The sequence below is a fragment of the Actibacterium sp. genome (assembly GCF_041584535.1).
Lineage (GTDB): Bacteria > Pseudomonadota > Alphaproteobacteria > Rhodobacterales > Rhodobacteraceae > Actibacterium_D.
The window spans coordinates 1-1,302 of the sequence record NZ_JBFHDW010000438.1 but is presented as its reverse complement, the minus strand read 5'-3'; the positions used below and the strand labels follow the sequence as shown (position 1 = coordinate 1,302).

Annotated in this window: 2 protein-coding genes; both read left to right on the top strand. The window is 64.7% G+C overall.

What is annotated here, in order from left to right; all coding sequences use genetic code 11:
- Positions 1–984, top strand: a 984-nt coding sequence (locus ABYW26_RS14545) for a polyketide synthase dehydratase domain-containing protein (RefSeq protein ID WP_372605633.1), incomplete at its 5' end; no start/stop codon positions are given.
- On the top strand, positions 981–1,302 hold a 322-nt coding region (locus ABYW26_RS14540; RefSeq protein WP_372605632.1), incomplete at its 3' end, for a beta-ketoacyl synthase N-terminal-like domain-containing protein. The genes ABYW26_RS14545 and ABYW26_RS14540, both read left to right, overlap by 4 nt.

The window sequence follows — 1,302 nt, the reverse complement described above, 5'->3', positions numbered from 1 at the left end:
TCGGACGTGGAAATCATCCTTGGCCAAGGCCCGTGGGAACAGCATGAATCCGACATGGGCGCGTTCTCGACTGTGGTTCAGGACGCCCCCCCCGCAGCTTTGGGCGCGCCGCTGTTGATGGGCGCGCAGCCCGGTCTGGGCGCACGGGGTGGCTCAAGCCTGATGCGGGTTCTGTCGCTGGACACCGACGGTTATATGGACGAGCATCGCCTTGACGGCGTGCCGGTTCTGCCGATGGCGGTTGCCATGGAAATGGCCGCCGAGGCCGTGGCCGAGGTCTGGCCGGGCTGGGCGCTGGCCGAGATCACCGGTCACAAGATGCTGGCTGGCATCCGTCTTGAAGACGACGCCCCGCGCGAGATCGAATTGTTGGTCACCGGCGGCGAACACGGCCATTCCGATGGCTTTGCCGCCAAGGTCGAAATCCGCGCTACCGGCAAGGTGCCGCGCGTGCATTACCGCTGTAACGCCCGCTTGGCCGACAGCCTGCCCAAAGGCGGGACGATGCCGCCCTTTGCCATTCCCGGCCCATCACCGCTCAGCGCGCATCAGGCCTATCGCGATGTGCTGTTCCACGGCCCCAGCTTTCAGGCCATGACCAAGCTTATCGGTCTGGACAAACACGGCATCGCGGCGGAAATCCGCCCCAGCGCCCCCGCCAGTTTCGGTGGCGGCGGCTGGTTGTTCGATCCCGGTCTGGTCGATACCGCCGCGCAATTGGTCTGGGTCTGGTCGCATGCCCAACACGGTAAGGCGGCCCTGCCCAACGGGATCGAGCGGGCGCGGCGCTATGACACCGGCGGCTCGGCCCCGGCGCGGATGGAGTTGCGTATCCGACCCGAGACCGACGGCACCCGCGTTCTGGCCGATATCTTTGTGCTGGACGCGCAGGGCCGCATGGTGATGAGCCTTGAAGGGCTGGAATCCACGGCTGACGCCAACCTGAACCGCTTTTGTGGCTGGTCCGGGAAAATCGTTGCATGACGACCAAAGGAAACGGCATGTCCGGCAAGATCGCGATCATTGGCATGTCCTGCCTGTTTCCCGGCTCGGACGGGCCGAAACGCTATTGGCAGAATATCTGCGCCAAGGCCGATCAGGTCTCGGATCCGCCGGAAAACTGGGGCGCCGAGCGGTATTTGAACGGTAAGGGCGCGAACAAGATCACCACCGCCAAGGGCGGGTTCCTGAAGGACCTGTTCCGTTTTGATCCGGCCAAGCTGGGCGTGATGCCCAGTTCGGTCGACGGGTCTGAACCCGATCATTTTCTGGCGCTGCAGGCGGCGATCGCGACGCTGGCCG